21 protein-coding genes are annotated in these 25,063 nt (G+C 53.2%); 12 read left to right on the plus strand and 9 right to left on the minus strand.

Annotation, left to right across the window (positions count from 1 at the left end):
• Positions 1-117: 117 nt before the first annotated feature.
• Together OGV94_RS17670 and OGV94_RS17675 are read right to left on the minus strand one after the other, a co-directional pair.
• Positions 118-2,550, minus strand: a complete 2,433-nt coding sequence (locus OGV94_RS17670; protein WP_286523878.1) for a glycyl radical protein — start codon at positions 2,548-2,550, stop codon at positions 118-120.
• A 5-nt stretch (positions 2,551-2,555) separates the two neighbouring features.
• Positions 2,556-3,455, minus strand: coding sequence for a glycyl-radical enzyme activating protein (locus OGV94_RS17675; protein ID WP_075144946.1), 900 nt, complete (start codon positions 3,453-3,455; stop codon positions 2,556-2,558).
• 131 nt (positions 3,456-3,586) lie between these two features.
• Between OGV94_RS17675 and fsa the strand changes: the two genes are divergently transcribed.
• Positions 3,587-4,249 (plus strand): fructose-6-phosphate aldolase, encoded by a 663-nt coding sequence (gene fsa / locus OGV94_RS17680; protein ID WP_043015706.1) that lies wholly within the window; start codon positions 3,587-3,589, stop codon positions 4,247-4,249.
• A gap of 85 nt (positions 4,250-4,334) precedes the next feature.
• On the opposite strand, the gene moeB is transcribed toward fsa, so the two are convergent.
• Together moeB and moeA are read right to left on the minus strand one after the other, a co-directional pair.
• Complete coding sequence (gene moeB / locus OGV94_RS17685; RefSeq protein ID WP_199994058.1) at positions 4,335-5,084, minus strand: molybdopterin-synthase adenylyltransferase MoeB; 750 nt, start codon at positions 5,082-5,084, stop codon at positions 4,335-4,337.
• Complete coding sequence (gene moeA, locus OGV94_RS17690; protein WP_075144944.1) at positions 5,084-6,319, minus strand: molybdopterin molybdotransferase MoeA; 1,236 nt, start codon at positions 6,317-6,319, stop codon at positions 5,084-5,086. Before moeA ends, moeB begins: the two co-directional genes overlap by 1 nt.
• A 200-nt stretch (positions 6,320-6,519) precedes the next feature.
• On the opposite strand from moeA, the gene iaaA reads away from it, so the two are divergent.
• The 5 genes from iaaA to gsiD are packed head-to-tail and all read left to right on the plus strand — an operon-like array spanning position 6,520 to position 12,791.
• Positions 6,520-7,485 (plus strand): beta-aspartyl-peptidase, encoded by a 966-nt coding sequence (gene iaaA, locus OGV94_RS17695; protein ID WP_213731992.1) that lies wholly within the window; start codon positions 6,520-6,522, stop codon positions 7,483-7,485.
• The gene (gsiA, locus tag OGV94_RS17700) at positions 7,472-9,343 is read left to right on the plus strand and encodes a glutathione ABC transporter ATP-binding protein GsiA (RefSeq protein WP_043015710.1); all 1,872 of its coding nucleotides are present in this window, start codon (positions 7,472-7,474) and stop codon (positions 9,341-9,343) included. Before iaaA ends, gsiA begins: the two co-directional genes overlap by 14 nt.
• A 28-nt stretch (positions 9,344-9,371) precedes the next feature.
• Positions 9,372-10,910, plus strand: coding sequence for a glutathione ABC transporter substrate-binding protein GsiB (gene gsiB / locus OGV94_RS17705; protein WP_047412432.1), 1,539 nt, complete (start codon positions 9,372-9,374; stop codon positions 10,908-10,910).
• Positions 10,911-10,956: 46 nt separating this feature from the next.
• Positions 10,957-11,877: a glutathione ABC transporter permease GsiC gene (gene gsiC / locus OGV94_RS17710; protein ID WP_032942797.1), complete on the plus strand. Its 921-nt coding sequence runs from the start codon at positions 10,957-10,959 to the stop codon at positions 11,875-11,877.
• A 2-nt stretch (positions 11,878-11,879) separates the two neighbouring features.
• Positions 11,880-12,791 carry a glutathione ABC transporter permease GsiD gene (gsiD, locus tag OGV94_RS17715; protein WP_043015712.1) on the plus strand — a complete coding sequence of 304 codons (912 nt, stop codon included), beginning with the start codon at positions 11,880-11,882 and terminating at the stop codon, positions 12,789-12,791.
• A gap of 93 nt (positions 12,792-12,884) precedes the next feature.
• Here the strand turns inward: gsiD and rimO are convergent, their stop codons facing one another.
• Complete coding sequence (gene rimO / locus OGV94_RS17720; protein ID WP_003831616.1) at positions 12,885-14,192, minus strand: 30S ribosomal protein S12 methylthiotransferase RimO; 1,308 nt, start codon at positions 14,190-14,192, stop codon at positions 12,885-12,887.
• Positions 14,193-14,423: 231 nt separating this feature from the next.
• Between rimO and OGV94_RS17725 the strand changes: the two genes are divergently transcribed.
• Positions 14,424-14,609 (plus strand): glycine cleavage system protein T, encoded by a 186-nt coding sequence (locus tag OGV94_RS17725; protein ID WP_226791845.1) that lies wholly within the window; start codon positions 14,424-14,426, stop codon positions 14,607-14,609.
• A gap of 52 nt (positions 14,610-14,661) precedes the next feature.
• Entirely contained in the window at positions 14,662-17,112 is a 2,451-nt protein-coding gene (gene glgP / locus OGV94_RS17730; RefSeq protein WP_286523879.1) for a glycogen phosphorylase, read from the plus strand.
• A 31-nt stretch (positions 17,113-17,143) separates the two neighbouring features.
• Here the strand turns inward: glgP and OGV94_RS17735 are convergent, their stop codons facing one another.
• Positions 17,144-18,070: a LysR family transcriptional regulator gene (locus OGV94_RS17735; RefSeq protein ID WP_047412423.1), complete on the minus strand. Its 927-nt coding sequence runs from the start codon at positions 18,068-18,070 to the stop codon at positions 17,144-17,146.
• 220 nt (positions 18,071-18,290) lie between these two features.
• On the opposite strand from OGV94_RS17735, the gene bssR reads away from it, so the two are divergent.
• On the plus strand, positions 18,291-18,674 hold the full coding sequence (gene bssR, locus OGV94_RS17740) for a biofilm formation regulator BssR (protein WP_006685335.1): 384 nt from the start codon (positions 18,291-18,293) through the stop codon (positions 18,672-18,674).
• 102 nt (positions 18,675-18,776) lie between these two features.
• Positions 18,777-19,874 carry a PQQ-dependent sugar dehydrogenase gene (locus OGV94_RS17745; protein WP_286523881.1) on the plus strand — a complete coding sequence of 366 codons (1,098 nt, stop codon included), beginning with the start codon at positions 18,777-18,779 and terminating at the stop codon, positions 19,872-19,874.
• Between the two features lie 5 nt (positions 19,875-19,879).
• On the opposite strand, the gene OGV94_RS17750 is transcribed toward OGV94_RS17745, so the two are convergent.
• On the minus strand, positions 19,880-20,506 hold the full coding sequence (locus OGV94_RS17750; protein WP_047412416.1) for a glutathione S-transferase family protein: 627 nt from the start codon (positions 20,504-20,506) through the stop codon (positions 19,880-19,882).
• A 328-nt stretch (positions 20,507-20,834) separates the two neighbouring features.
• On the opposite strand from OGV94_RS17750, the gene dacC reads away from it, so the two are divergent.
• Positions 20,835-22,037 carry a serine-type D-Ala-D-Ala carboxypeptidase gene (gene dacC / locus OGV94_RS17755; RefSeq protein WP_032944358.1) on the plus strand — a complete coding sequence of 401 codons (1,203 nt, stop codon included), beginning with the start codon at positions 20,835-20,837 and terminating at the stop codon, positions 22,035-22,037.
• Positions 22,038-22,082: 45 nt separating this feature from the next.
• Here the strand turns inward: dacC and deoR are convergent, their stop codons facing one another.
• Together deoR and ybjG are read right to left on the minus strand one after the other, a co-directional pair.
• Positions 22,083-22,841 (minus strand): DNA-binding transcriptional repressor DeoR, encoded by a 759-nt coding sequence (gene deoR / locus OGV94_RS17760; protein WP_181633948.1) that lies wholly within the window; start codon positions 22,839-22,841, stop codon positions 22,083-22,085.
• A gap of 64 nt (positions 22,842-22,905) precedes the next feature.
• Positions 22,906-23,514 carry an undecaprenyl-diphosphate phosphatase gene (ybjG, locus tag OGV94_RS17765; protein WP_043015719.1) on the minus strand — a complete coding sequence of 203 codons (609 nt, stop codon included), beginning with the start codon at positions 23,512-23,514 and terminating at the stop codon, positions 22,906-22,908.
• Between the two features lie 297 nt (positions 23,515-23,811).
• Here ybjG and OGV94_RS17770 point away from each other — a divergent pair, with 297 nt between their 5' ends.
• On the plus strand, positions 23,812-25,044 hold the full coding sequence (locus tag OGV94_RS17770) for an MFS transporter (protein WP_043015720.1): 1,233 nt from the start codon (positions 23,812-23,814) through the stop codon (positions 25,042-25,044).
• Positions 25,045-25,063: the final 19 nt, after the last annotated feature.

Consider the following 25,063-nt stretch of genomic DNA (forward strand, 5'->3'; position numbering starts at 1 on the left):
ACCTGTGGCACAAATTTAATTTCGAATGAAAGTAAAAGGCCGGGTGACAGCTTCGCCTTACCCGGCTAAGGGGGAGATATGAAGGCCCGGTAAGCGCAGCGTCACCGGGCGGGGGTTTTACAACATGTGTTCAGTACGGGCGATGATATCGTCCTGCGCATCCGGAGACAGCGCGGTGAAGAAGGCGGAATAACCTGCTACACGGACCACCAGGTCGCGGTACTGATCCGGGTGTTTTTTGGCTTCCAGCAGCGTTTCACGCGAGACAATGTTGTACTGAATATGCCAGCCTTTGTGCTCTTCAAAGAAGGTACGCAGCAGGATCATCAGCTTTTGCTTATCGGATTCATTCTCCAGCGTGGCCGGGTTCAGTTTCTGATTTAACAACACGCCGCCGAGGATTGAACCGGTCGGCAGTTTTCCCACCGAGCCAATCACCGCCGTCGGGCCGAGATGGTCCGTCCCGGAAGCCGGACTTGCGCCTTCAGCCAGCGGGGTGTGCGCCTTACGGCCATCCGGCGTTGCCATGGTTGCCGCGCCAAACGGCACGTTTGCGGAGATAGACGAGGTGCCGGCGTAGTAATTGCCGCCAACCGCACCGCGACCATAACGTGGATTATGATACTGTTTCAGTTCATCGATATAGGTCTGATAAGCGCGGGCCAGCAGCGTATCAACGGAATCGTCATCGTTGCCGTACTTCGGCGCGCCGTTGATCAGTCGCTGGCGTAATTGCTCGTGGGTCAGACCGTCAAAATCGTCGGCCAGCGCGGCGGCCAGCTGTTGCTGACCGATAGCACCTTGTTCAAAGACCAGTTTCTTCACTGCCGCCAGGCTGTTGCCGAGGTTGGCAATACCCACTTGCAAACCTGATACCCAGTCATACTTCGCGCCGCCTTGCTTAATGCTTTTCGCGCGCTCGATGCAGTCGTCTACCAGCGCGGAGCAGAGAATATCATGTACATTCTCTTCCAGCATGGTGTCGACGACATACTCGATTTCGATAGATTTACGCGTGTAGTAGCGAATCTGCGCATCCCAGGCGTCCATCACTTCGTCGAAATTGTTGAAGTTACCGGCTGAGAGCGCTTTTTCCTGTGGCAGGAAGACTTTGCCGCTGGTGGCATCACGACCTCCTTCCAGCGCCGCCAGCATTACGCGGGCAAAGTTAATAAAGCTCATGCCGGTGCAGCGGTAGCCCCATTTACCGCCAACGGCGGTTTCGATGCAACCAATAGCTGCATAGTCATAGGCGTCCTGCGGTTCAATGCCAAGCTTAATGAATTCCGGGATGACGATTTCATCGTTGTTAAAGGCTGGCATCCCGAAGCCGCAGCGGATCACCTGCACGCAGGCATCCAGGAAGTCATTACTCATCCCTGCGTGATAACGCACGCTCAGGTTGGGCTGCGTAGAACGCAGTCGGCCGCAGGATTCCAGAATCGCGTAGGAGAGCGGGTTGACGGCATCCATCGCCTGACCGTTAACCAGATTTTGACCACCAATGGTTACGTTCTGATACAGCGGACTGCCCGCCGATGCTTTCGAATGGGAGCCGGAACGGATTTTGTTCACTTCCAGCAGTTTCAACCAGCAGCTGTGCAGCAGCTCAATGGCGTGCTCGCGATCGAGGCTCTGGTTCAGTTCTACGTCACGACGATAGAACGGATAGAGATACTGATCCATACGACCAAACGACACCGAGTGACCGTTAGATTCAATTTGCAGGATCAACTGAATGAAATAGCACAACTGCAGCGCCTGCCAGAACGTTTTTGGCGGCTCATGGGCGATCACATCGCAGTTTTCCGCAATGGTCAGCAGTTCATCACGACGGCTGGCGCGAGTTTCTGTGGACGCCATTTTACGTGCCAGCGTGGCAAAGCGCTCAATGTGCAGGCTGACGGCCTCCAGCACGATATCTATCGCTTTCAGGAACTGATCGCCATGGAGGTCTTCCAGACATGTCAGATTGATGCGGGAACGACGTTCATCGACTTTGTGGCGTAGGCCGTCGAGACCTTTTTCCAGCAGCAGCGGGAAGTTTACCGCCAGGTGTGCGTCGCCGGAGGTCATGTTACCTTCGGCTTTGATAATACCGGTTTCCAGCAGCCCTTTCTGTTCGTCGGTAAACATCCCGTAGCAGCGATCCTGCACGGTCTGACCACGCCACCACGGGCACACCTCGTGCAACACACGTTTATTCTCCTCGCTTACCGAGAAGCCTGCGCCCGGCCTGTCGGCGAGGTCGTCGATCTCTTTTTCAATCCAGGAGACGGTGTATTCCGGGAAGATAGGCGCAGCACGTACTTCACTCGCCTGGTTGCCAACGATCAGCTCGTCATGCTTAATCCAGATGGTACGTTCCGCCAGATGATGGGCCAGTGCCAGCGCGCGGCGAACCGGGATGGGTTTATCCAGATGCTGTTGGTACATCTCGGTATAGTGCTGGGCGCGCTCGGTACAAACCGGCGGCTTTACGATGTGGATCAGGGCCGTTTTATGCGCTTTGATACGGTCGCTGAGTGTGTCCAGTTTCAGTGTGGTCATGGCGATTATCCTCGTAGGGTCGCGGTTAAACCTTTAAGGCTGGCGTACTGCTGGGCAAATTCGAGCAGCGCAGGCGCATCAAGCGGTTTATCCGGTGCGTTGTAGGGTTGACTGAGTAAGTGGTATTTGTTGATGCCCAGAGTGTGGTAGGGCAAAAAATGGATCTCACCGACGTGAAGCTCGTCGGCGGCAAAATCGGTAATGGCTTGAATAGCGGCTTCGTTAGCGTTGAATCCCTGAATCAGCGGTACGCGGATGATCATTTTTTTACCAGCGGCGGCCAGTTTTTTTAGATTTTCCAGTACGCGAGAGGCACGCCCATCGGTCCACTGTTTAAACGGGGCGTCGGCCACATGTTTTAAATCGGCCAGGAACAGATCGACGTTGGGTAATGACGGTTCAATATACTTCCACGGAACATGCAGACACGTTTCTACCGCCGTATGAATGCCGGCATCGTGGCTGGCTTTGAGCAACGCTGCCGCCAGTTCTGGCTGCATAAACGGTTCACCGCCGGATAAGGTGAGGCCCCCTCCGCTGCGGTCGTAAAACGGTTTGTCACGCATTACGGTCGCCATGATCTCGTCCACACTTTTTATCTCTCCGCAGACGGTCAGTGCCTGCGTCGGACAGCAGTGGGTCAACGCGGTAAGCGCGTCATCGGTCAGTTTTTCGCGATGAATCAGCAATCCGCTTAGCGCCCGTTCAATCACCTCCGGTGCTGCCTGAGCACAAAGATCGCAACCCTCGAGGCACAAACGCGCGTCATAGAGCAGATCCTGCGTGCGGGCGCGGCTTTCCGGATTCTGGCACCACCGACAGCCCAGGGAGCATCCCTTAAGGAACACCACGGTACGGATCCCGGGACCATCATGCGTGGAATAGCGCTGGATATTGAAAATCATAAGCGGCCTCTTTTCTTTCGTATAAAGATTAAATTACTTTCGAATGAAAGTTATATTGACGTGCGTCAACTAACTGTGAGGTTTCACCGTGCTACCTTTTATTCATGCAATTATTCGTTTGAGGAAAGGTTATGGAACTCTATTTAGATACGTCTGACGTTGCCGCGGTAAAAGCGCTGGCGCGTGTTTTTCCGTTGGCAGGGGTGACCACTAACCCAAGCATTGTGGCGGCAGGTAAGCAGACGCTGGAGGTGTTACTGCCGCAACTGCAGGAGGCGATGGGAGGGCAAGGACGACTGTTTGCTCAGGTAATGGCGACCACCGCCGAAGGTATGGTCAGCGATGCGCGTAAACTGCGGGCAATCATCGCGGATATCGTAGTTAAAGTGCCGGTGACGGCAGAAGGTCTGACGGCCATTAAATTGCTGAAAGAAGAGGGCATCCCGACGCTGGGTACCGCCGTATACGGCGCCGCTCAAGGGCTATTCGCTGCGCTGGCGGGGGCGGAATACGTGGCGCCCTACGTTAACCGCGTGGATGCGCAGGGGGGAGACGGCATTCAGACGGTGAACGATCTGCAGGCCTTATTGAAAATGCATGCCCCACACGCCAAAGTCCTGGCAGCCAGTTTCAAAACACCGCGTCAGGCGCTGGATTGCCTGCTGGCGGGTTGCGAGTCCATCACGCTGCCGCTGGATGTCGCTCAGCAGATGATTAGCTCTCCGGCCGTTGATGCCGCCGTAGCGAAGTTCGAGCACGACTGGCAGAGTGCATTCGGTCGTACATCGATCTGATGCTGTTGCCGGGTGGCGCTAACGCTTACCTGGCCTACGTTCGAGCCGTTGTAGGTCGGGTAAGCGTTAGCGCCACCCGACTTTATTACCGACTACAAACCTCACACCCCGGGTTACGCATCAGCTTCATTTCGCGAAACTGGCAGGTCATGGCGTCGTACATGACGATTTTTCCCGACGCCGGTTTACCGTAGTTTGCCAGCAGCTTAATGGCCTCCATCGCTTGTAATGAGCCGATCACGCCGATCAGCGGGGCCATCACTCCGGCCTCGACGCAGGTCAGGGCATTTTCACCGAACAGACGGCTCAGGCAGTGGTAGCAGGGCTCCCCTTCCTGATACGTAAATACGGTAATTTGTCCTTCCATGCGAATTGCCGCACCAGAAACCAGCGGAACCCTGGCGGCAAAGCATCCGGCATTCAGCTGATTGCGGATGCTGACGTTATCCGTACAGTCCAGCACCAAATCGTGCCCGGCAATAAGCGCGTGAATCTCGCTATCTTCCAGCAGCGCATTCACCGGCGTAATGGCGATGTATGGATTAATCCGCGTCAGTGCGTCGCGGGCGGAGAGCACCTTTGGCTGTCCAACGGTCGCATCGCTGTGCAGTGTCTGGCGCTGGAGGTTCGACACGGAGACCGTGTCAAAGTCGAGCAGGGTTAAATGCCCGACGCCAGCGCCCGCAAGGTACTGGGTTGCTGCACATCCCAGTCCCCCCAGACCAACGACCAGTACCCGCGCCTCCTTGAGCGCTTCCTGGCCTTCAAAATCGAAGCCGCGCAGAATGATTTGCCGGTTATAGCGCATCATCTCCTGGTCGCTGAGTTCCGCCATTACAGGCCTCCAAACAGTGCGTTAAACGGCTCGACCTCAACCCATTCTCCGGCTTCGACGTTACCGCGATCGCGCTCCAGCACGATAAAACAGTTGCCGAGGCTAAAGGAGCTAAAAATATGCGAGCCCTGATGTCCGGTGGTGGTGACTTCCAGTTCGCCTTCTGCGGTGCGCTGCAACACACCGCGCTGAAAATCCAGACGGCCAGGCGTTTTCTTCAGGCGTGATGCGGTACGTACGCGCTGGCGCGCAGGCAGCCCGCAGGCGGTGTTGCCGCTGAGTTTTGCCAGCAGCGGTTGTACCAGTTGATAAAAGGTGAGGGCTGCAGACACCGGGTTACCCGGCAGGCCGCAAAACCAACTGTTGCTCAGTTTGCCAAAGGCGAACGGTTTGCCCGGTTTGATGGCCAACTTCCAGAAGGCAATTTCTCCCAGCTCTTCCAGAATGGTTTTGGTGTAATCCGCTTCGCCTACGGAAACGCCGCCGGAACTGATGACGACATCGGCCTGGCTGTCGGCTTCGATAAACGCGGCGCGTAGCGCGTTGGGATCGTCGCGAATGATCCCCAGGTTGATCACTTCGCAGCCCAACTGCTGCAGCATCAGGTGAACGGTCAGACGGTTGGTGTCATAAATCTGTCCGTCTCCCAGCGGCTGACCCGGCAACTGCAGCTCATCGCCTGTAGAGAACAACGCCACGCGGACTTTACGCACAACGGGGACTTCGGCAATACCGAGCGAAGCCAGCACGGGAAGCTCGGCGGTGGTCAGGCGCGTCCCGGAGGGAAACACCACCGCGCCATTGGCAATATCTTCGCCGCGCAAACGAATATTTTGTCCGCTGCGGACCTCGGCGGTAAAACGCACACCGTCGTCGGTTTGTTCCGTTTGCTCCTGCATCACCACCGCGTCACAACCGACAGGCACCGGGGCGCCAGTCATAATGCGGATGCAGGTTCCCGCAGGCCACTCGCCATGGAAAGGCTGACCGGCAAAAGCTTTGCCTGCCACAGCCAGAGGCTGGTCAGACTGTAAATCGGCTAATCGCACCGCATAGCCATCCATTGCCGAGTTATCGAATCCCGGCACATCAATCGGGGAGACGACATCGGTGGCCAGAATGCGGCCAAAGCATTGAACCAGCGGCAGCGTTTCAACAGCGGTAAGCGGGGTAATACGCGACAGCATCTGAGAGAGAGCCGTTTCAAGCGGCATCAGTCCGGCGGTAAATTCCATGAGAAGACTCCTGCGGGGCAAAATCGAATCCGCTCATTATGTCAGAAAATGGACGCGGACAGTATGCCACCTCAGTCTTAGGTGCTGGCCTTTACCTTTACATGACGTCTGCATCTTTCTATATTCAAAAATCGAATCAATAAGTCACAGAAATTCTGATATTTATAACCCCGGTATCTGCCACCTGATGGACGAAAAAAATGGGTAAAGCAGTCATTGCAATTCACGGCGGCGCAGGGGCTATCACCCGTTCGCAACTGAGCCAGGAGCAAGAGTTGCGTTATATACAGGCGCTGTCGGATATCGTTGAAACCGGCCAGCGGATGCTTGAGGACGGTCGTAACGCACTGGATGTAGTGACCGAAGCCGTGCGCTTGCTGGAAGAGTGTCCGTTGTTTAATGCCGGAATTGGCGCGGTATATACCCGTGATGAAACCCATGAACTGGACGCCTGCGTGATGGACGGTAATACGCTGAATGCGGGAGCCGTCGCCGGGGTCAGTCATCTGAGAAATCCGATTCTCGCGGCGCGCCTGGTGATGGAACACAGCCCGCACGTCATGATGATCGGTGAAGGGGCTGAAAAATTTGCCATTGCGCACGGTATGGAGCACGTATCGGCGGATATTTTCTCGACGCCAGAACGCTATGCTCAACTGCTGGCGGCGCAAGCGGCAGGTGAAACGCTACTGGATCATAGCGCGAGCCCACTGGATGAAAACACCAAAATGGGTACCGTAGGGGCGGTCGCGCTGGATATGTATGGCAATCTGGCGGCGGCAACATCGACCGGCGGAATGACCAACAAATTACCCGGTCGGGTGGGGGACAGTCCACTGGTCGGCGCAGGCTGTTATGCCAATAATGCAAGTGTGGCTGTCTCCTGCACCGGAACCGGGGAAGTCTTTATTCGTGCGGTGGCGGCCTATGATATTGCGGCGTTGATGGACTACGGCGGCCTGAGTTTATCGGAGGCGTGTGAACGCGTAGTAATGGAGAAATTACCGGCGCTCGGCGGCAGCGGCGGTTTAATTGCCATCGACCACGAGGGCAACGTCGCCCTGCCATTTAACAGCGAAGGCATGTACCGCGCCTGGGGATACGCAGGCGATACGCCAACCACCGGTATTTATCGGGAAAAAGGAGATACCGTTGCCACACAGTGATGAGCTTGACGCCAGCGACGTGCTGGCAGTCAACAATCTGAATATTGCCTTTGAACAGGAGCAGCAGCGCGTCAGTGCGGTGCGCAATCTGTCATTTCGCCTGAAGCGTGGCGAAACGCTGGCGATCGTGGGCGAATCCGGTTCAGGAAAATCGGTAACAGCCTTGTCGCTGATGCGTCTGATTGAACAGGCAGGCGGCGAGGTGAGTTGCGATGAAATGCTGCTACGACGCCGTAACCGACAGGTTATTGAGCTGGGTGAGCAGAGCGCGTCGCAGATGCGTCACGTACGCGGCGCGGATATCGCCATGATCTTCCAGGAGCCGATGACATCGCTCAATCCGGTATTCACCGTGGGTGAGCAGATTGCCGAGTCAATCCGTTTGCATCAGGGGGCCAGCCACGAAGAGGCGATGGTGGAAGCTAAACGGATGCTCGATCAGGTCCGTATCCCTGAGGCGAAGGCGATTTTATCGCGTTATCCGCACCAGCTTTCCGGCGGCATGCGTCAGCGGGTGATGATCGCCATGGCGCTGTCTTGTCGCCCTGCGGTTTTAATTGCCGATGAGCCGACCACCGCGCTGGATGTCACTATCCAGGCGCAGATCCTGCAACTGATAAAAGTGTTGCAGCAGGATATGTCGATGGGCGTGATTTTTATTACCCACGATATGGGCGTCGTGGCGGATATTGCCGACCGCGTGCTGGTGATGTATCAGGGTGAGGCGGTAGAAACCGGCAGCGTTGAGCAGATTTTTCATGCTCCCCAGCACCCCTATACCAAAGCGCTGTTGGCCGCTGTGCCGCAGCTTGGCGCGATGTGTGGACAAGAGTATCCGCGCCGTTTCCCACTTATATCATTACACGATCCCAGTCATGTAGAACCGCAGACCGAGCAGGACACCGTGGTTGAAGGCGAGCCTATTCTGCAGGTACGTAATCTGGTAACGCGTTTTCCTTTGCGCAGCGGCATTCTTAATCGGGTGACTCGCGAGGTGCATGCGGTTGAAAACGTCAGCTTTGACCTGTGGCCCGGAGAAACGCTCTCGCTGGTGGGGGAGTCGGGTTGCGGGAAATCCACCACCGGGCGGGCGCTACTGCGTCTGGTAGAGTCTCAGCGTGGAGAAATCATCTTCAATGGCCAGCGTATCGATACCCTGGCCGCCAGTAAGCTACAGCCGCTGCGTCGGGATATTCAGTTTATCTTCCAGGACCCCTATGCTTCGCTCGATCCGCGTCAGACCGTAGGATATTCCATTTTAGAGCCGTTGCGCGTGCATGGATTACTGCAAGGGGATGCGGCGGCAAAACGAGTTGCCTGGCTGCTGAAGCGCGTAGGATTGCTCCCTGAGCATGCCTGGCGCTATCCGCACGAGTTTTCCGGTGGTCAGCGTCAGCGTATCTGCATTGCCCGGGCGCTGGCGCTCAATCCCAAGGTGATCATTGCCGATGAATCCGTTTCGGCGCTGGATGTCTCGATTCGCGGGCAAATTATCAACCTGTTGCTCGACCTGCAGCGTGAACTGGGGATTGCATACCTGTTTATTTCCCACGATATGGCGGTGGTGGAGCGGATCAGTCACCGTGTGGCGGTAATGTACCTTGGGCAGATTGTCGAGATCGGCTCCCGGCGCGCGGTGTTTGAAAATCCGCAGCACCCATACACCCGCAAACTGATGGCGGCGGTCCCGGTTGCCGATCCATCGCATCACCGGCCCCAGCGCGTGCTGTTGTCGGATGATATCCCCAGTAATATCCGCAAACGCGGCGAAGAGATTCCCCCCGTTTCACTACAGTTAGTTGGCCCGGGGCATTATGTCGCGCGTGGGCAACCAGAAAATGCGCTTTCGCGTTTATAACAGGCAGGCAGGGTTTAAGGAGAATAACATGACAAAAATTGTTGCTCGAAAATGGCTGGTTGCTGTGGGTGTGGCCTCTGCGCTGGCCGCAACACCTGGCTGGGCCGCCAAGGATGTGGTGGTGGCGGTAGGATCTAATTTCACCACGCTCGACCCCTACGACGCGAACGACACGCTGTCGCAGGCGGTAGCGAAGTCGTTTTATCAGGGGCTGTTTGGCCTTGATAAAGAGATGAAGCTGAAAAACGTGCTGGCGGAGAGCTATACGGTTTCTGATGATGGCCTGACTTACACCCTTAAGCTGCGTCAGGGCGTGAAGTTTCAGGATGGCACTGACTTCAACGCCGATGCGGTTAAAGCTAACCTCGACCGGGCCAGTAATCCGGAAAACCATCTGAAACGTTACAATCTGTATAAGAATATCGATAAAACCGAAGTCGTCGATCCGTCGACGGTGAAGATTACGCTGAAACAGCCGTTCTCTGCCTTTATCAATATTCTGGCGCATCCGGCAACGGCGATGATTTCTCCCGCCGCGCTGGAGAAATACGGTAAGGAGATAGGTTTCCACCCAGTGGGGACCGGGCCGTACCAGCTTGATACCTGGAATCAGACGGATTTTGTGAAGGTTAAGAAGTTCGCGGGCTACTGGCAGCAAGGGCTGCCAAAGCTGGATACGATTACATGGCGTCCAGTGACCGACAACAACACGCGTGCGGCCATGCTGCAGACCGGGGAAGCGCAGTTTGCTTTCCCGATCCCTTACGAGCAGGCGGCGTTACTGGCGAAGAACAAAAACCTGGAACTGGTGGCTAGTCCGTCTATCATGCAGCGTTATATCAGCATGAACGTCACGCAAAAACCATTCGACAACCCGAAGGTGCGTGAAGCGCTGAATTATGCCATCAACCGCCAGGCGCTGGTGAAAGTGGCTTTTGCCGGTTACGCGACGCCGGCAACCGGCGTTCTCCCCCCGTCGATAGCCTATGCGCAAAGCTATACGCCATGGCCATACGACCCGGCGAAAGCGCGGGAACTGCTGAAAGAAGCAGGTTATCCGAACGGTTTTACCACCACGTTATGGTCTTCGCATAACCACAGTACGGCGCAGAAAGTGCTGCAATTTACCCAGCAGCAGCTGGCGCAGGTGGGTATTAAGGCTCAGGTAACAGCGATGGATGCCGGACAACGCGCCGCGGAAGTTGAAGGAAAAGCGCAAAAAGAGAGCGGAGTACGGATGTTCTACACCGGCTGGTCTGCCTCTACGGGTGAAGCTGACTGGGCGCTGTCGCCGCTGTTTGCATCACAAAACTGGCCGCCGACTCTGTTTAATACGGCGTTCTACAGCAACAAGCAGGTGGACAGTGATTTAGCGGCAGCGTTGCAAACCAACGATCCTGCGCAGAAAGCGAAGCTGTACAAGGATGCGCAGGATACTATCTGGAAAGAGTCGCCGTGGATCCCGCTGGTAGTGGAAAAACTGATTTCGGCGCACAGCACCAGGTTGACCGGGTTCTGGATTATGCCGGATACCGGATTTAGCTTTGATGATGCGGATTTAAAATAAGCTATTCATTCGGCCCCGCAGCCCAGGGGCCGACGAAGGGAGTGTGATGCTTAACTATGTTTTCAAGCGCCTGCTGGGGTTGATTCCAACTCTGTTGATTGTTGCGGTGCTGGTGTTTTTATTTGTTCACCTGCTACCCGGCGATCCGGCCCGGCTGATTGCCGGACCGGAAGCTGACGCCGAGGTGATTGAACTGGTGCGCAAGCAACTGGGTCTGGACCAGCCGCTGCATGTTCAGTTCTGGCATTACATGACCAATGTATTGCAAGGCGATTTTGGGACCTCGATGGTTTCTCGTCGCCCGGTTTCAGAAGAGATAGCCAGTCGTTTTATGCCATCGCTATGGCTGACTATTGCCAGTATGGCGTGGGCGGTGTTATTTGGCATGACGGCAGGGATTATTGCCGCGGTATGGCGCAATCGCTGGCCGGACAGATTGAGTATGACGCTGGCGGTCACCGGGATCTCGTTCCCGGCATTTGCGCTTGGCATGCTGCTCATGCAGATATTCTCCGTTGAGCTCGGTTGGTTACCCACCGTTGGTGCTGACACCTGGCTGCACTATATCCTCCCGTCTATTACGCTGGGCGCGGCGGTGGCTGCGGTGCTGGCCCGGTTTACCCGCGCGTCGTTTGTCGATGTGCTCAGTGAAGATTATATGCGGACCGCGCGGGCTAAAGGAGTGAGTGAAACCTGGGTGGTGTTAAAACATGGTCTGCGTAATGCGATGATCCCGGTGGTCACCATGATGGGGCTACAGTTTGGCTTTTTGCTCGGCGGATCTATTGTGGTTGAGAAGGTATTCAACTGGCCAGGGCTTGGGCGGCTGTTGGTGGACTCAGTTGAAATGCGCGACTACCCGGTGATTCAGGCCGAGGTGCTGTTGTTTTCTCTGGAGTTTATTCTTATTAACTTAGTGGTGGATGTGCTCTACGCCGCCATTAATCCGGCTATCAGGTACAAGTAAGGATGCGATTTTTTAACTGGCGCCGACAGGCGATTTTAAATGCGATGCCCCTTGTTAAGCCTGAGCAGATCCGCACGCCGTGGCATGAATTCTGGCGTCGTTTCCGCCGTCAGCGCATGGCGATGTTTGCGGGACTGTTTGTCCTGTTGCTGATAGCGGTGGCGATTTTTGCGCGCTGGCTGACGCCATTTGATGCCGAGAACTACTTCGATTATGACCGTCTGAATGACGGACCGTCGATGCTGCACTGGTTTGGGGTTGACTCACTGGGACGGGATATCTTTAGCCGCGTGCTGGTTGGCGCGCAAATCTCGCTGGCGGCAGGGGTCTTTGCCGTGTTTATTGGTGCGGCGATTGGCACGGTGTTGGGTCTGCTGGCAGGATACTATGAAGGCTGGTGGGACAGACTGATTATGCGTATCTGCGACGTGCTGTTCGCCTTTCCGGGGATTTTGCTGGCGATAGCCGTCGTCGCCGTGTTGGGCAGCGGCATTGCGAACGTGATCATTGCCGTGGCCGTTTTCTCCATTCCTGCCTTCGCACGCCTGGTGCGCGGAAATACGCTGGTGCTGAAGCAGCAGACCTTTATTGAGTCTGCGCGCAGTATTGGCGCCAGCGATGCGACCATCATTTTTAACCATATCCTGCCGGGTACGGTTTCATCGATAGTGGTCTTTTTTACCATGCGAATTGGCACGTCGATTATCTCTGCCGCGAGCTTGTCATTTCTGGGATTGGGCGCGCAGCCGCCGACCCCGGAGTGGGGGGCCATGCTCAATGAAGCACGCGCTGATATGGTGATCGCGCCGCACGTGGCGATTTTCCCCGCAGTGGCGATATTCCTGACAGTGCTGGCGTTTAACCTGCTGGGAGATGGTCTGCGCGACGCGCTGGACCCGAAAATTAAAGGGTAAATCACAGGCCTGATAAGACGCATTAGCATCGTCATCAGGCCTTACCGGATGCGGCGAAACGCCTAATCCGGTCTGCAGTTGGCTTACGCTTATTTAAACGCGGGTGCCCCACAGATCGTATTCATCTGCGTTTTCGACTTTCACGCGGATGATATCGCCAGGTTTCACCTTAGTTTCGCCATTCAGGTATACCGCGCCGTCGATTTCCGGGGCGTCAGCCATACTGCGACCAATCGCGCCTTCTTCGTCAACTTCATCAACGATAACCAGAATTTCGCGGCCCACTTTCTCCTGCAAGCGTTCAGCAGAGATCTGCTGTTGCAACTGCATAAAGCGGTTCCAGCGTTCTTCTTTCACCTCTTCCGGGATTTGGTCCGGAAGATCATTGGCGCCAGCGCCTTCTACCGGGCTGTATTTAAAGCAGCCCACGCGATCCAGACGTGCTTCCTTCAGGAAGTCGAGCAGCATCTGGAAGTCTTCTTCCGTTTCACCCGGGAAACCGACAATGAAGGTGGAGCGCAGCGTCAGTTCAGGGCAGATTTCACGCCACTGCTTGATGCGCGCCAGCTGTCTGTCCACGGAACCTGGGCGTTTCATCAGTTTAAGAATACGCGGGCTGGCATGCTGCAGCGGGATGTCCAGATACGGCAGAATTTTCCCTTCCGCCATCAGTGGGATCACGTCATCAACGTGCGGGTAGGGATAGACGTAATGCAAACGCGTCCAGATCCCCAGTTTTGATAACTGCTCGCACAGATCAACCATGCTGGTTTTGACCGGCTCGCCGTTATGGAAACCGGTGCGATGCTTCACATCCACGCCGTAGGCGGAGGTATCCTGAGAAATGACCAGGATCTCTTTTACGCCTGCATCCACCAGACGTTTGGCTTCGCTGAGGACGTCGCCAATCGGGCGGCTCACCAGATCGCCACGCATCGACGGAATAATGCAGAACGTGCAGCGGTGGTTGCAGCCTTCAGAAATTTTCAGATAGGCATAATGGCGCGGAGTCAGCTTGACCCCCTGCTCAGGAACCAGACTCTGGAACGGGTTGTGCTTAGGTTTTGGCACATAGTGGTGAACGTGCTCCAGAACCTGTTCGTAGCTGTGCGGCCCGGTGATTTCCAGCACCTTTGGGTGAACTTCACGGATCTGATCGACTTTCGCGCCCAGACAGCCGGTGACGATCACCTTGCCGTTTTCGTTCAGCGCTTCGCCGATTGCTTCCAGAGACTCCTGAACCGCGCTGTCGATAAAACCGCAGGTGTTAACGATAACCATATCCGCGTCGTCGTAGCTTGGCACAACATCATAGCCTTCGGTACGAAGTTCGGTCAGGATGCGCTCAGAATCGACGAGGTTTTTCGGACAACCTAGTGATATAAAACCAATTTTTGCCATTTTCTTATACTGTACATTGCTCGTAATCGGGCGATTATACAGATGCCTTCACGGTACATCTATATCTGATCAGCATAAGGCCGGGAGAATAAGGACCAATACCCAGAAATAGTGGATCGGTTAGCGGAAGGTGTTTAGCGAGTCTAATTCCGGCTTTAAGTGCCACTTCTTGGCTGTAGAAATTAATTATCGTAAATTTTATCTCGTCGAGCGTTATTAATGAGGTTAAATTTGAAAGATATTGTTTTGCAGTCGAAACTTGAAATGGCGAAAACTCTTTATGCTAATGGTGTGAGTTTATATTATATCTCACTTGCCACGGGCTTAAGTTGGCGCGTATTAATGGCAGAATTAACGTTTATCGCCAGTCATGAAATTATTCGACAAAAAACTGACGCTCGCAAACCCAGAGTTTAAATAATTCATCTGTCTATTACCCATCCTGCAAAATTTGAAAGGTAACGTTAATATGTATATTTCGCCACTGCCGCTTGCGACGGACTCTGATGTTGATAAACTGAGAGACGATATTGCTAATAAGCTCTTATTTACTATTGGCAAAGATCCCGCCATCGCGACGAAGCGGGAGTGGCTTAACGCGACGTTATATGCGGTTCGCGATCGAATGGTCGAGCGTTGGCACCGTTCTAATCGGGCTCAATTCTCTCAGGATGCACGCCAGGTTTATTATCTGTCGATGGAGTTTTTAATTGGCCGTACGCTGTCGAATGCGCTGCTGTCGTTAGGTATTTACGATGAAATCAGAAGCGCGCTGGAGGCAATGGGACTTGAACTGGAAGAGTTGATTGACGAAGAAAACGATCCCGGACTTGGGAATGGCGGTCTTGGTCGTCTGGCGGCTTGTTTCCTTGATTCTCTGGCAACGCTTGGCCTGCCGGGATGTGGATACGGCATTCGCTATAACTACGGTATGTTTAAACAAAATATCGTCAACGGCGTACAAAAAGAGTCGCTGGATTATTGGTTAGAATACGGTAATCCGTGGGAATTCAAACGTCATAATACACATTATAAAGTGCGTTTTGGTGGGCGACTGCAACAAGAAGGGAATAAAAACCGCTGGCTTGAAACTGAAGATATTCTGGCGGTGGCCCATGACCAAATTATTCCCGGCTATGCGACGGATACCACCAACACATTACGGTTGTGGAACGTTCAGGTAAATAGTGAGGTTAATGCGGGCAAACTAAATCAGCAGGAAGACTTTGCTACGGAAGTGGAAAACAAATACCACTTTGATCGGATCTCGCGAGTACTGTACCCGGATGATTCGACCGATGCAGGACGTGAGCTGCGTTTACGCCAGGCCTATTTCCTGGCATCAGCTACGATTCAGGACATCCTGAGCCGTCATTATCAGTTGCACCGCACATACGATAATCTGTGCGATAAAATCGCGATTCACCTCAATGATACGCATCCAGTGCTGGCGATCCCTGAGCTGATGCGTTTGCTGATTGATCATCACCAGTTTAGTTGGGATAACGCGTTTGACGTGACCTGTCAGATTTTTTCTTATACCAACCATACATTGATGAGTGAGGCGCTGGAAACCTGGCCGGTAGAAATGTTAAGTCGAATTTTGCCGCGTCATTTGCAGATTATTTTTGAGATAAACGATCGCTTCCTGAAGACGTTACAGGAGCGCTATCGCGATGACAGCGAACTGTTGCAGCGCGTATCGCTGATTGATGAATCTAATGGGCGCGTGGTGCGCATGGCCTGGCTGGCGGTGGTTGTCAGTCATAAGGTAAATGGCGTGTCGGCGTTGCATTCAACGCTGATGACCGACTCCCTGTTTGCTGACTTTGCGCGTATCTTTCCTTTGCGTTTCACCAACGTAACCAACGGTGTTACGGCGCGGCGTTGGTTGGCGCTGGCAAACCCTGCGCTAGCCAATGTACTGGATGATAATATTGGTGAAAGCTGGCGGACCCAATTAATGCAATTAGGCGAGTTGAAGCAGTATATAGACTATCCGACGGTGAATGAGGCGGTACGCCGGGCGAAGCATGAAAATAAGCAGCGACTGGCGCAACATATTGCCAGCCATTACGGCGTGGTGGTGGATCCAAATGCGCTGTTTGATGTGCAGGTGAAACGTATTCACGAATACAAGCGGCAGCTTATGAATGTGCTTCACGTGATCACGCGCTATAACCGGATTAAAGCCGCGCCGGATGCCAATTGGGTTCCACGTGTCAATATTTTTGCCGGAAAAGCCGCCTCGTCTTACTATATGGCGAAGCAAATTATTCGCTTAATCAACGATGTGGCGCAGCTAGTTAATAATGACCCGCAAACAGGCGGCAAACTGAAGGTAGTCTTTATTCCGGATTACAGCGTTAGTCTTGCTCAGCTAATTATTCCGGCAGCCGATCTGTCAGAACAAATTTCCCTGGCCGGGACGGAAGCCTCCGGGACCAGCAATATGAAATTTGGTATGAATGGCGCGTTGACCATTGGCACGCTCGACGGTGCGAATATTGAAATGCGCGAATATGTTGGGGAAGATAATATCTTCATCTTTGGTAACACGGCTAATCAGGTTGAAGCCTTACGATGTGATGGCTATGACCCGCGACGGATCTTTGAAAGTGATGAAGAACTGCACCAGGCGCTGACGCAAATCGGTACAGGTATGTTCAGCCCGCAGGAGCCTGGACGTTACAGAGACGTGCTGGATTCATTGATCAACTTTGGTGACACCTACCAGGTGTTGGCGGATTACCGCAGCTATGTGAACTGCCAGGATGCGGTGGATGAGTTGTATCGAACTCCTCGCGAGTGGACGACAAAGACGATGCATAATATTGCCAACATGGGGTATTTCTCATCGGACAGAACGGTGCAGGAATATGCCGACCATATCTGGCGCATAGCTAAAATTCGCGTATAGCAATTTCCCTAACGCTGGGCCTCCCTGGATTTTATAACAGGGAGGCAGTTTGCAAATCGGCGAGAATGGGGGAGAGGATCTTATGGGTATTGCTGTCTTTGCGCGATGAAGCAAACACACTAAATTGCGGCAGGGGAAACGGCGTGTTTATTTTTTTCAGCCCATACAGATGAGCATGTGTTGCAAATACCTTTTCCGGGATCACCCCTATACAATGGGTATTGGAGACAATCGTCAGTATCGCCGTAAATGATGAGGTAAGCAGGCAGCGCTCCCCGGTTCTGAATTTTTTATCCACAATGCTGCGATGGTAAATGATTTTTTCATTCTTGGTATTATAACCCACCAGGTTCGCGTTTCTGAATTGCGCTTCGCTAATGGTGCTGCCGTATAAAGCGTTATTTTTTGATGCCGCCAGTACCAGCCGCATATCGCATATTTTCTGGCATGAAAGGCTTGCTGACTCAACGGAAAAAGTTGAAAAAACGGCATCTGCCTGGCGCATATTCAATAACTCAATAATGCTCTGTTCATTCAGGTCGGCGGTGAGGTGCAGGAGACTGATATCGGCGTCGGTATCGATTATCCTGGCGGTAACTTCGGGAATGACGATAGGGGAAATAAAAGATTCCGTGTAGAGCGTTAGCCTTTTTTTGGCGGCAGGCGTGGAAAGCGGCATCAGCGACGACAGTTTGTCGATAATTGGGATTGTATTATCATAAAGCTCATCAGAGTAGACCGTCGGTAACAGCGCATTTCCGCTGCGGACGAACAGATTATCCCCCATCATTTCTCGCAGTTTTCTCAGGGACTGGCTGACGGCAGAGGGCGAAATGTTCAACATGTCCGCGACCCTGGAAATGCTGCCGACGCTATAGATCAAGCAGAAAATCGTCAGTAGATTGAGATCAATTTTTGATAGCGTGCGAATTTTCTCTGCATCATTTGCTTTCGACATACACCCCTCATAATCAGCGCCACGGCAGTAATCACATCAGGTATAGCAAAAAATGTCAGGCCAGTCAGACACTGACCATTTTCGCTGAGCACACCGTCTGGAGTTGTAACATTGTAAATTATGTTAATCAATTGAGCTTTGTTGATGTAGGACATCTATTTGTTCAAAAAACAACCATACTATTAAGTTGCACCATGGTTGGAAAGAGGAGGAACAAAGTATGGTTGTTGACAGACTGAGAACCGATCTTCTCAACAAATTGATAAACGCCCGTATCGAACTTGCCGCTTATCTGCTGTTGAGAAAAGCGAAAGGCTACATGTCAGTTAGTGAGAGCGATCGTCTGCGTGATAATTTTTTTGTGCTGAATCGCGAATTGCACGAACAATCACAGCTTCACGGTATGCATCTTGATCAGGAAGAGTGGAATGCCCTTCATCGTGCCGAAGGGGCGTTAGCCGCCGCCGCTGTTTGTCTTATGAGTGGACATCATGATTGTCCAACCTTCATCGCCGTTAACGCAGAGAAACTGGAAAACTGCCTGACAACGCTGACGCTGAGTATCCAGTGTTTGCAATCTTATCCAACGCTGGAACACGTCTGAATCAGGGGGAGGGCGCTCCCCCTTTTCGTTAAGATTATGTAAATATGGCAGGATAATTCCCCTTGCTGGCTACGCTTTATGCAGAGCTATTCAGGAGGTGTTATGCGTCGACTCTTTCTCTGTGCTATTCCACTTGCGCTATTTTCCACTTATGCCGCCGCGGTAAAAGTGGAAGTGCTGCAAACCAAACTCGATCACCCGTGGTCGCTGGCTTTTTTACCCGACAATCGCGGTATGCTCATTACGCTTAAAGGCGGCCAGCTTCGACTCTGGCAGCCAGAGAAGGGGATTTCCGACCCACTGACCGGCGTGCCCAAAGTCTGGGCAAATGGTCAGGGAGGACTGCTTGATGTGGCGTTAGCACCGGATTTTGCACAATCTCGCCGGGTATGGCTGAGCTTTGCTGAAGCTGATAGTGAAGGTAAAGCCGGCACGGCGGTAGGTTACGGGCGGCTGAGCGACGATCTCAAACATCTGCAAGGATTCCAGACCGTTTTTCGCCAACAGCCGAAGCTCTCTACCGGAAACCATTTTGGCGGACGTATGGTATTTGATGGTAACGGCTATCTGTTTATTGGCCTCGGTGAGAATAACCAACGAGCCAGCGCACAGGATCTGGATAAGCTGCAGGGTACGGTGGTACGACTGACCGACGAGGGGAAAATTCCGCCGGATAATCCGTTTGTGGGCAAGACAGGGGAGCGGGCAGAGATTTGGTCATATGGTATCCGCAATCCGCAGGGGATGGCGATGAATCCCTGGAGCGATACCCTGTGGCTCAATGAGCATGGTCCACGCGGGGGCGATGAAATCAATATCCCGGAGAAAGGGAAAAACTACGGCTGGCCGATCGCGACCTGGGGTGTTAACTACAGCGGTCTTAAAATTCCGGAAGCAAAAGGTCAAATTGTTGCTGGCACTGAGCAACCCATCTTTTACTGGGAAAAGTCACCGGCAGTCAGCGGAATGGCTTTTTATAACAGCGACGCCTTCCCTCAGTGGCGGCAGAAGTTGTTCATCGGCGCGTTGAAAGATAAAGAACTGATTGTGCTGAGCGTCAAAGGGAATACGGTCACCGAAGACGGTCGTCTTTTACAGGAACGGGGGCAGCGGATCCGTGATGTCCGCGTCGGACCAGACGGTTATTTATATGTATTAACCGACGAGTCCGACGGGGAATTACTAAAAGTGAGTCCCTGACCTGGTTAGCTGACCGGGATCATCACGACTTTTTGAAACGCCGGGCGCTCGGTCAGTTGTTGATACCAGCGCTCCAGATGTGGGCGCGGGGTCCAGCTCAGGCCAACATTGAACAAGTTGTAGATGAACGGCGCAACGGCGATATCTGCGGTACCAAATTCAGCTCCGGAGAACCATGACTGGTCCGCCAGCGCGTTATCCAGAATGGCAAACAGGTTATCGCAAACCTGAGCGCCCGCCTCGATGGCCGCCATGTCGCGCTGATCGGCAGGTGTTCTGACCAGACCAAATAAGATAACCCGATGCGCAGGGCTTAGCGTCTGGTTCGCCCAGTCCATCCATTTTTCACCGACAGCGCGCGCAGCCGGAGCATCAATCCACAAACGCTTTTGTCCGTACTGAGCGGCCAGATAGCGGACAATGGTATTGGATTCCCACAGAACAACGCCCGTTTCATCATCGCGTAGCAGCGGGACAAGTCCGTTGGGGTTCAGTGCCAGATAGTCGGCATCGCGGTTACCGCCATGCTGTCCGCCCGCCAGAATTTGGTTATATGGCAGTTCCAGTTCTTCGAGCGTCCACAATACTTTTTTTACGTTGGTCGAGTTATTGCGACCCCACAGTGTAATCATAGTAACCCCGCAAATTAATTGAGCAGCTTTATGGCTGCAGATGCCATCTGACGAGCTCACATGGTGGGGTAAACCTAATATTTACGCAACAAAGTCTAAAAAAATCGTGCCAGGAGCAGCGCAGCGCGGCGTTATTGCATAAACTTTAAAAACTTTACCAACTTACGGTTTCTTTAAGCTCGTTAGTGCGTTATTACTCACCGCACTTATTTTACACGTCATCCATCAGACCTTTTCTGCATGGGTTGGCCGAGGTCGTTTGGCCGGTTTTGTGTAAACACGGTGTGGTATGACGTGGTTTTTTGGAATGGATACTCGGGTGGCATTTATGACGCAATACTTCTCTTCACTTCGCAGCTTTGCTGCAGGTTCTGCACTCTTAATCCTCTTGGCGCCGACCGTACAGGCGGCGGAGCAACCGACGGCCCCACCGAGCGTGGACGCGCGCGCGTGGATCCTGATGGATTACGCCAGTGGCAAAGTGCTGGCGGAAGGTAATGCTGATGAGAAACTGGATCCTGCCAGTCTGACCAAAATCATGACCAGCTATGTGGTCGGTCAGGCGCTAAAGGCCGGGAAAATTAACCTCAACGACATGGTCACGGTGGGCAAAGACGCCTGGGCGACCGGTAACCCGGCCCTGCGCGGTTCGTCGGTCATGTTCCTCAAACCTGGCGATCAGGTTGCGGTGTCCGATCTGAACAAAGGCGTTATTATTCAGTCCGGGAACGATGCCTGTATTGCACTTGCTGATTACGTTGCCGGTAGTCAGGAATCCTTCATTGGCCTGATGAACGGCTACGCGAAAAAACTGGGGCTGACCAACACCACTTTCCAAACGGTGCATGGCCTGGATGCCGCAGGACAGTTCAGTACCGCACGTGATATGGCGCTGCTCGGGAAAGCGCTCATCCACGATGTACCGGAAGAGTATGCTATCCACAAAGAGAAAGAATTTACCTTTAATAAAATCCGCCAGCCGAACCGCAACCGTCTGTTGTGGAGCACCAACCTGAACGTGGACGGTATGAAAACCGGGACCACTGCCGGGGCGGGATACAACCTGGTGGCTTCCGCAACTCAGGGCGATATGCGCCTGATCTCCGTGGTGCTGGGAGCGAAAACCGACCGCATTCGTTTTAATGAGTCAGAAAAGTTGCTGACCTGGGGCTTCCGCTTCTTTGAAACCGTTACGCCGATCAAGCCGGATGCGACTTTCGTGACCCAGCGCGTCTGGTTTGGTGATAAGAGCGAAGTTAATTTGGGCGCTGGAGAAGCGGGTTCGGTGACCATCCCGCGTGGTCAGCTCAAAAACCTGAAGGCCAGCTTTACCCTCACCGAGCCACAGTTAACCGCGCCGCTGAAGAAAGGTCAGGTTGTGGGCACTATCGACTTCCAGTTGAACGGGAAATCTATCGAGCAGCGTCCGCTGATGGTGATGGAAGACGTTGAAGAGGGCGGATTCTTTAGCCGCATGTGGGACTTTGTGATGATGAAATTCCACCAGTGGTTTGGTGGCTGGTTCTCTTAATCTTCGCGTTTGCCGGGTGACGCTATCGCCATCCGGCAGCACCTCTTAATAAATCAGCTTTATATGTTGCGCTTTCGCGTACTCAACAAATGCCTCGTCAGGACGGCTGTCGCTGATGATGGTATCAAAGCGTTTTACTTCACCCATCCTCGCAGGGCGCACCTTACCAAATTTGCTGTGATCGACCACCAGCACGTGATGCTGCGCCATCGACATCGCCCAGTGTTTCACCGGCAGCTCTTCCAGGTTAAAACAGGTCGCGCCTTTCTCAATATGAACGCCTGCCGCGGAATAAAAGGCGATATCCGGACACAGATTGTTCAGCGTTTCCTGGAAATCGAGCGGTTTGAAAATCGCGTTGCTGGCATGGAATTCGCCACCACACAGAATAACGCGGCACTGCGGTTTTTCCTGCAACACCAGAAACGTATTTAACGAGTAGCAGATTGCGGTGAAAGGCAATTCATTGTCGATGGCTTCAATGATCCACGGCGTGGTGGTGCCACAGTCGAAAAAGATGGTCTGGTGTGCCTGAACGAGGCTTGCCGCCTGTTGGGCGGCGCGACGTTTTTCATCAACCAGCCGGGATTTTTGATCGCTAATTAAATAGTGATTTGCGCTGCGGGGTTCCAGAACAATATAGCCCCCGAGCAGGACGACGGGAGCATCGTTATTATTCAGGTCGCGACGAATGGTCATCTCGGATACACCCAGCAGCGTCGCGGCTTCTTTGAGGTGTAATTTATCGCTGCGTTTCAGCGCCTGCAGTAATTGACCAATACGCTCATCGCGTCGAGTTTCCATAGTTCCCCTGGAGAGTAGAATAAGTGCTCTGTGCCGCGCTTAATATTACTCTTTTTACCGTGGGTTAGTCACGCACCCAGCCTTTACGGATGGGCAGAGCGAAGCAGGCGCGATAGCAATTTTGCAAGCCGAGATACAGGGTTGCGCCAAAGCGCTGCCAGATCATCTGGGCACTCAGACAGCCAATCAGTCCGGCGAGTAATCCTCCCAGCATATCCAGCGGCCAGTGTACGCCAAGGTAGACCCGCGACCAGGCAATTGCTACGGCAACGCCCATCAGCAGAGCGCCCGTCCAAAGGCGATGCCAGAACAGGAAAGCGAGGGCAAAGGTAAAGATAACCGTACCGTGATCGCTCGGGAAAGAGTCATCCGCTGCATGATGCAGGAAGTTGTAACCGATGTGGTTAACAAACGGACGATCGTGGGGGAACAGATGTCCCATCAGCCATGAAATCGTCAGCCCGACGATGAGCGCAATCGCCATTTTGATGACCAACTGACGCTGGAGCATAACCTGGTCGCGCGGTCCCCAAAGCCAAAGTACAACGGCTAACAATGGCACGATGCTAATCAGGTCTTTGGCAATAAAAATCGCCAGCGATATCATCCATTGCGCAGAGTCCGGCGTGGCATTGATGAGATAAAAAAGTGAGTTGTTCAGATTTTCCAGCATAACGTCCAGACTCAGTGTAATCGTTTAAAGGCCCATAGGGGGGAGAGCATAAAATTGCTTTCACGGAATAAAAAGCGGTCTTGTCTTATTTGTCTGCTAAATGACTATTTTTAAGACAGTTAATGAGACTTATTGAGCATGATAGCGGCCTCAACTTAAATTAACCTTAAAGCCAAATCTTCGTGAGCAAATGAGTGTAAAAATGTGCGCATTTCGCTTTCAAATCACATAATTCACTATCACCAGTACGGCGCATTTATTACACTTTGCGCGATTTTTCTATAGTTAAGAGATTGCATGCAGAACCGTTTATCTTCAGGCGCCCGTTTGGGGCGTCAGGCATTACTTTTCCCTCTCTGTCTGGTGCTTTACGAATTCTCTACTTATATCGGCAACGATATGATCCAGCCCGGAATGTTGGCGGTGGTGGAGCAATATAACGCCGGATTAGATTGGGTACCCACATCGATGACCGCCTATCTGGCTGGCGGCATGTTTTTGCAGTGGTTGTTAGGACCGCTGTCGGATCGTATTGGACGTCGCCCGGTGATGTTAACCGGTGTGCTGTGGTTCATTGTGACCTGCCTTGCGACCCTCCTTGCGCAGAATATTGAGCAGTTTACCTTCCTGCGTTTTTTACAAGGGATAAGCCTGTGCTTTATTGGCGCGGTGGGTTACGCCGCAATTCAGGAATCCTTTGAAGAAGCGGTGTGCATAAAAATAACCGCGTTGATGGCAAACGTAGCGCTGATTGCGCCACTGCTGGGTCCGTTGGTCGGCGCAGCCTGGGTTCATATTCTGCCGTGGGAAGGGATGTTTATCCTGTTTGCCGCTCTTGCCGCCATCTCCTTTTTTGGTCTGCAACGGGCGATGCCGGAAACGGCAACCCGACTTGGCGAAAAGTTATCCATTAAAGAGCTGGGCAAAGATTATAAGCTGGTGCTGAGGAACGTACGTTTCGTGGCTGGCGCGTTGGCATTGGGGTTTGTCAGCCTGCCGTTACTGGCGTGGATTGCGCAGTCGCCGATTATCATCATCAGTGGTGAACATCTCAGCAGCTACGAATATGGCCTGTTGCAGGTGCCGATTTTTGGCGCGCTGATTGCCGGTAACCTGGTGCTGGCGCGCCTGACTTCGCGAAAAACCGTACGTTCGCTGATTATCATGGGCGGCTGGCCAATCGCCGTCGGGCTGGTGATTGCCGCAGCGGCTACGGTGGTATCATCCCATGCATATCTATGGATGACGGCAGGTTTGAGCATCTACGCGTTTGGTATTGGCGTGGCGAATGCGGGACTGGTACGTCTGACGCTGTTCGCCAGTGAAATGAGTAAAGGTACGGTTTCCGCCGCCATGGGGATGTTGCAGATGCTGATTTTTACCGTTGGTATCGAGCTGAGTAAACATGCTTATCTGCTGGGAGGGAACGGTTTGTTCAGCCTGTTCAATCTGGCAAGCGGCGTACTGTGGCTGATTCTGATGGTTATCTTCCTGAAAGATAAACGGGTAGGGGATTCACGGGAAGGTTAAAGCCCGGTTGCCCGGGCCT

Source organism: Citrobacter sp. Ce006 (assembly GCF_030336535.1).
GTDB classification, from domain to species: Bacteria; Pseudomonadota; Gammaproteobacteria; order Enterobacterales; family Enterobacteriaceae; genus Citrobacter; species Citrobacter europaeus.